Here is a 6,011-nt window from a genome sequence, read left to right as displayed (position 1 = left end):
ACTTATGACTTATAACTTTCTGCAAACGCTCCGCTACAGTACGTTATAGTTCATCCTTGCTTGCACAGGCTCTCATATACAACAAACAAGACAAACAAGCAGTGTACCGCAGTTAACGGAACTTTATCAGCATTAGCATACTCAGTACACTCAATATACTAAGTATATTGAGTGTACTCTGAAAGTCGCACATATTGAGTAGATCAAACCTATTCAGTATGTTTGGCCAACTAACCACTGGCTACCACCATGCGCATTCTCACTTTTGCCAACCATAAGGGTGGTGTAGGCAAGACCACTAGCACGCTCAATGTCGGTCAACAACTTGCCCAGCGAGGCCACCGGGTGCTGTTCTTGGACTGCGATCCCCAACACAATCTGACTATGAGCTTCCCCACAGCGGTGCCTAACCACTTAGGCCACGTCATTCGTGGGGATCAGACACTAAAGCAGGTAATCACGCAGGTCGGCGATAAACAGGGACTCGTAGGCTCCGCGTTAGAGCTCACGCAAATGGAGAAGATTCTAGGTCAGCAGCCAGCCTATCAATTCTTTCTCCGGGATGCTCTGGAGGAAGTAGACGGGCTATTCGACTACGTGCTTATCGATACGCCTCCGGCGCTCACCAGCCTCACCTACGCGGCCCTTGTTGCTTCCGAAGCCGTCTTCATTCCGGTCCAACCTGAGTACTACGGTTTTGAAGGGCTAAATACATTACTGGAGGCGTGTAAAGTGATGAGTAAAAACTTCAACCCGCGTCTTAAGGTCAAAGGGTTGTTTCTTACGCGGTATTCTCCTAGCTACCGGTTGACGCTGCACCATGACGTGGTGGCCACCATGCAGGAGAACCCCGTGCTTAGACCTCTGCTGATGACCACGAGCATTCGCCAGAACGGGAAGCTCTCCGAGGCCCAAATTGAAAAACAGAATCTCTACGAGTATGCGCCGACCAGCCACGGCGCGCATGACTACGATCAACTCACCACCGAAATCCTTGCCCGACTATGAACCGTCCCGCGAAAAAGCGCTTTGGAGAATCTACGCTCAGTCAGCCCAGCACGCCTACGCCTGACCAGCTCATGTTCCCTAGCCTAAACGCTGCTGTTCCACCCGAAGTACCAGCACCTTCAGTAGCGGAACCAGTACTAGATAAAGACCGGTGGGTCGCTTTCGGTTCGTATACGCGCTTAGGAACGTACCTGCAACTGAAGCAGGCCGAGTTCTGGGAACCTGGGTTTGAGATCCGTGAGTTCGTCGAGCAAGCCTTGCAAGCTGCCTTGGCCCAACTACCGTCAGCACAAAAAGAGCTACCACCGCATGTGCTTGATAAGTTGTTGAAAACCAATCGTAAACTCTCACCTAAGTAGTATATTTTAGTAAAAAGCGCCATTCATTTTGTACTATTTTATATCATCAAGGATCTTTGCTTCCTTCTCTAGTAAACTTGAAAAACCTACTCATAAAAAAGCTACTAGCTAGTCTTGTTTTCTATTATAAGTTTATAGTATTACAGGCTGCGTATCTATTTGACTATGAGTTAGTAACAAGAGTAGGTTGCTACAAAATTGACGTGAGGGTGCTACAATTATGACGTGAGGGTGCTACAAGATTGACGTCACGCTACTACAAGATTGACGTTCACTTCCCCAGGTTGCTACAACAATGACGTCAGGTTGCTACAACAATGACGTCTGAAATTTTCAGGTTGCTACAAAATTGACGTTGCGATGAACAAGCCGGATAAGATCGTCACCCAGCACAACGCCTTAATTAATGCGCGCTTTAGCTTTGTGCCGTTGCAGATGCGGCTGTTCTTGGCTCTGTTAGCTCGTATTGAATTCGACGACACAAGTTTTCGGGAGCACTTTGTTCCCTTCTCCGAGATCGGGTTTGTCGATCGTGGTGGTTCTTCCTACCAGTTACTGGAAGAAGTATGTGAGAAATTGACTTCGTTCACGCTTTACATCGAAGAGCTAGAACCGGGAACACGCCGCCGGCGCAAACGACCCAATTACAAATTTATCTCCTTGATGGATACGGTGGAGTACCAAGGAGATAAAGGGGGAGTACTGGCCTCGTTCAACCCGAGCATCATGCCGTACCTGTTACAACTGCGGGAAAGCGGCAACTTCACCACAGCAGCCCTAGCGGAGCTGCGCAAGTTAAAGAGTCCCTACGCGCTGCGCATCTATTGGCTGCTGAAAGAGTACGCGGATTTTGGTCAACGTACCCTGAGTTTAGAGCAGCTCCGCTTTATGCTCGACATTGCGGAGAACGAGTATCCACGGTTTTCTAATTTCAAGGCCCGGGTACTTGACAAAGCTCAAAGCGAACTAGCAGGTACCGATATGCCCTTCACCTTTGAATTGGAGCGGCAGAACCAGATTGTGCAGAAGATCAAGTTTCTGATAGAGCTATCTGGTAAGAATGAGGAAAGTGAATCTACTGAGCAAACTGAACTTACTCAGTATACTGAAAATGTTGAGCAAGCTGAGCAAACTGAAATTCCGGGTTGGCATCAGGAATTATTGAAGGCAGGGGTGAGCAAGCGCAGTGTGCAGCAGATCAGCAAACAATTAGCGGCCGGTGAATACCCACTTGGATACGTAGACTTTGTGCTGGCTCGCATCACGAAACAACTTCGTCTAGGTAAGGTAAAGAAGCCTGCCGGTGCTATTTATAAAGCCCTAGTTGATAAATACTTGTTAGCGGAATATCTGGAAGCTCAGAGTAAACCTGTTGCTCGTTCTGCCCCAGAAAAGCCTGTAGTGCCAACAGAGGTAGCAATGCCCTTAACAGAAGTAGAGCAGATGTATCTCAATCCTGGGCCTTTCCTGAAGAAGATGATTGGGAAGGAAACCTTTGATGAGCATCTACAGCGTCTGTACTTGAGTGAGGGGTTCGTGATTGAGCAACGAGCTGGTGTGGATTGGTTAGTGAAACGTTGACAGTTAAGTAATTCTTAGTTGGAAAGTTAGGCTGTAGATAGATTGCAGTTGTTTTTAAACTATGCCCGACGTGCGCTTCTACCAAGGACTCACGCCATCTTCGCTAATGAACTGGCCGGTGGGACCGTCCGGAGGGAGTAAGACGTACTGTACAATTAGTTGCGCCGCATGGACCGGGGAATGACCGGCATGCCCGGTGAAGTCAGTTGCCGTTTGGCCCGGATTAACTGCATTGACTTTAAACGAGGTAGCGCGCAACTCATAAGCGAGAAAGATGGTCCACGCGTTGACCATGGCTTTGGAGGTACAATAGGTGACTGGCTTTATATCGTAATACTCCCACGAGGGGTCCGCTTGCAACGTCAACGACCCTAGACTAGAGGATACGTTCACAATACGCGGCTGAGGAGCGAGCCGGAGCAACGGTAGTAGCGCTTGCGTCGTGCGTACCACCCCAAAGTAATTGGTCTCGAACAGAACGCGAAAGTCATCGAGCGCAATCGTGGAGGCGTGCTGCGTTAGGTCTGCGCTGGGGATACCGGCATTGTTGACGAGAGCATCCAAGTGCGGGGTGCGCTGGCGCACGGTAGCCACGGCTTGCTGTACGGATTGGTCACTGGTTACGTCCAAGGTAATGACTTGTACTTGGTCGTAGCCAGCCTCTTGCAGGTGGTGTTGTGCTTGTTGACCGCTATCTACGTCGCGGCAGCCAAGGAACACGAAATAGCCGGCTTGCAGCAATTGGTGGGCAACTTCGTAGCCGATGCCTTTGTTAGCACCCGTGATAAGGGCATAGTTCATACAGTAGATAAATAGAGGGAACAGCTCGCCACGTTAGCTGAGCCGCCCGAAAGTTTCTTGCTACGGTTTAGGTCCCTGATGGGATGCACGCAGGTAGGAAGAAAATTACAACGAAGACCGGTGAGTTCGCTTACCAGAGTGACTCTCACTAGGCACGCACGACCGGGAGTTCCTTTAAGTGCTTGCGGAAGTACGCAAGCACTTAAAGGAAAAAAGGGCACGAGACTTGAACAGGTACAGTCGGGATCCAAGCGTCCCGGTGGCCTATGTAGGAGCGGGGGTATGCGTAGAATGCGTAGAACTTACTACGCATAGGCCTATATCGAACGACTGAATTTCGCCTCGTTAACGCTCCCCTATTAGCCCTCTGTTATCTGTGTTATGGCGTACGCGATTCTGCGCATTGGGAAGATCAAAAACTACGACAGTGCCAAGAGCAAAACCCAGCACAACTACCGCACCCAAGACACGCCCAACGCTGATCCGGGGCGCTTTAGCCGCAACGAAGAATTACTCAATCATGCCCGGCGCAACTACTGGGAGCTAGCCAACGAGCGCATTCAACAGGTAGGATTGACCCACTTGCGCCGGGATGCCATCAAAGCCGTGGAGATCCTACTGACGGCCAGTCCAGAAGCGTTCCAGCGCAACGCGCAAGGCGAGGCCACCGACATGCGCGACTCACAGTGGATGCAGGATAACTTGGCCTTCTTACAGCACAAGTTCGGCACCCCGAACGTCGTGAGCTTCACTCTGCACCAGGACGAAACCACCCCGCATATTCACGCCGTCATTGTTCCCATCACCCGCGAAAAACGGTTACATGAAGGCAAGCCAGTAGGGGAGGCCGTGCGCCTGTCCTGCCGGGAAATGCTCAGCCCGGGCAGTCTACGCCGGCTGCAAACTGAGTACGCTGAAGCTATGGTTCACCACGGGATGGAGCGGGGCATCAAATACAGTACGGCCTTCCACGAGGACGTGCGGCGCTATTATGGGGCCCAGCAGACCACCAAAGAACAGCTTGCCCAGGTAGCCGCTCCCCTGCAACNCCCTTCGTGCTGGGGGAGAAGAAGTGGCGCGAGCACCTGAACCCGCAGGCCTACATTGAACGGGAGCTGGCTCGCATGAACGAGCACCTCGCCCGGCAAGTGGGACTAGTCAACGCCAAGCTGGCGGAAGTAGCCACCGTGGCCACCGCGAACACCTTAGAGCATGAACGCGCCAAGATCCTGGAAAAGCAACTGGCCACGAGTAAGAAAACCCAGCAGCAGACCGCCGCGGCGTTGGAGCAGACCAAGCAGGAGCTAGCAGCGAAGATAGCGGCCTTGCAGAAGCAAGAAAAGCTGTACGCGCAAGTGGTGGTGCGCACGGCCCAAGGTGAAGCGCTTTCTCCTGCGCTGCGGCAGTGGGCTACCCGGGCGCAAGAGCAGAGCCGGCAAAAAGCCACGACCGTGATCGAGCAGACGTTGCGCGGGCCGGTGACCGAGCTGAAGCAGGTGTACACGGCCCTGCAGCAGAATGGTTACGCGCTTCAAGAGCTAGCCACCGGCCAGGTGCTGGTACGGGGGCAGCAATCACAGGCGTTGTTTGCGTTGGACTCGCTGCAGCCCAATGGCTACCCCTTAGCCGAGCAACTCCAGCAGGCGATCACACGCACCCAGCGCGAGCAGGAGCAGGCCCGCAAACACGCGCTGGCCCAAGACCCCCGCGCCGCGCACGTGCGCTTGCTGGCCGCGGACACCGAACAAGCCCACTATTTCGCATGTGCCCTGGAGCAAGCGGGCGCCAATGTGTGGCAGGTGCAGCGCTTACCGGATCACCAGCTGGAAGTACGGGTAAGCTATTGCTTCGACTGGCACACAATTGAAGCCATCAGTCAAACGCTCACGCAGGGGCGGCGTACACCTGGGATTGTGGTCGAGGAGGACAGGGCCAACCAGACGGCCCGTTACACGGCGCTGCGCACCCTGGAGCGGGAGCGCACACGGGAACAACAGCCCGAGCAGGGACACGGATTCTCCCTGTAGGTAAGAACGCATGCTGAGAGGGGCAGAAACCTTACCCTAAGCAGCTTGCGTACGGGTGGCCCCGACGCTTGGGTGTATAGCTGACGTACTTGCTATTAGCTAGCGCGGAAAACCCACGGGTGCTCCCGCTGGTTAACAGGCTGTCTGCTATGCTATTCTATCTGTATGCTGCGTCCCACCTTACGCTTATCCCAACCACTTGCTCCTTCACTGGAGCAGCAACTCCGTCGCTTTC

The 6,011-nt window shown here is 52.9% G+C and carries 6 protein-coding genes; 5 read left to right on the top strand and 1 reads right to left on the bottom strand.

What is annotated here, in order from left to right; genetic code table 11:
* Positions 1 to 249 precede the first annotated feature (249 nt).
* From BXP70_RS28540 to BXP70_RS28530, 3 genes are all read left to right on the top strand, one after another.
* Positions 250 to 1,008 carry a ParA family protein gene (locus BXP70_RS28540; RefSeq protein WP_179197891.1) on the top strand — a complete coding sequence of 253 codons (759 nt, stop codon included), beginning with the start codon at positions 250 to 252 and terminating at the stop codon, positions 1,006 to 1,008.
* On the top strand, positions 1,005 to 1,367 hold the full coding sequence (locus BXP70_RS28535) for a hypothetical protein (protein ID WP_086597527.1): 363 nt from the start codon (positions 1,005 to 1,007) through the stop codon (positions 1,365 to 1,367). The genes BXP70_RS28540 and BXP70_RS28535 overlap by 4 nt, the downstream gene beginning before the upstream one ends.
* A gap of 360 nt (positions 1,368 to 1,727) precedes the next feature.
* Positions 1,728 to 2,948 carry a replication initiation protein gene (locus BXP70_RS28530; protein WP_086597526.1) on the top strand — a complete coding sequence of 407 codons (1,221 nt, stop codon included), beginning with the start codon at positions 1,728 to 1,730 and terminating at the stop codon, positions 2,946 to 2,948.
* Between the two features lie 78 nt (positions 2,949 to 3,026).
* Here BXP70_RS28530 and BXP70_RS28525 read toward each other — a convergent pair whose 3' ends face one another.
* Positions 3,027 to 3,749, bottom strand: a complete 723-nt coding sequence (locus BXP70_RS28525; protein WP_086597525.1) for an SDR family NAD(P)-dependent oxidoreductase — start codon at positions 3,747 to 3,749, stop codon at positions 3,027 to 3,029.
* 381 nt (positions 3,750 to 4,130) lie between these two features.
* On the opposite strand from BXP70_RS28525, the gene mobV reads away from it, so the two are divergent.
* Positions 4,131 to 4,838: a MobV family relaxase gene (mobV, locus tag BXP70_RS28520; protein WP_086597524.1), complete on the top strand. Its 708-nt coding sequence runs from the start codon at positions 4,131 to 4,133 to the stop codon at positions 4,836 to 4,838.
* Positions 4,805 to 5,776: a coiled-coil domain-containing protein gene (locus tag BXP70_RS28515; RefSeq protein ID WP_086597523.1), complete on the top strand. Its 972-nt coding sequence runs from the start codon at positions 4,805 to 4,807 to the stop codon at positions 5,774 to 5,776. The genes mobV and BXP70_RS28515 overlap by 34 nt, the downstream gene beginning before the upstream one ends.
* The last annotated feature ends 235 nt before the right edge of the window (positions 5,777 to 6,011 follow it).

This window comes from Hymenobacter crusticola (assembly GCF_002154225.1).
GTDB lineage: Bacteria > Bacteroidota > Bacteroidia > Cytophagales > Hymenobacteraceae > Hymenobacter > Hymenobacter crusticola.
This window is presented reverse-complemented; position numbering and strand designations above follow the sequence as displayed.

What these genes read in the sequence shown, in the direction of transcription:
- BXP70_RS28540 (WP_179197891.1), top strand. Translation starts at nt 250, where the DNA reads ATGCGCATTCTCACTTTTGCCAACCATAAGGGTGGTGTAGGCAAGACC.
- BXP70_RS28535 (WP_086597527.1), top strand. Translation starts at nt 1,005, where the DNA reads ATGAACCGTCCCGCGAAAAAGCGCTTTGGAGAATCTACGCTCAGTCAG.
- BXP70_RS28530 (WP_086597526.1), top strand. Translation starts at nt 1,728, where the DNA reads ATGAACAAGCCGGATAAGATCGTCACCCAGCACAACGCCTTAATTAAT.
- BXP70_RS28525 (WP_086597525.1), bottom strand. Translation starts at nt 3,749, where the DNA reads ATGAACTATGCCCTTATCACGGGTGCTAACAAAGGCATCGGCTACGAA.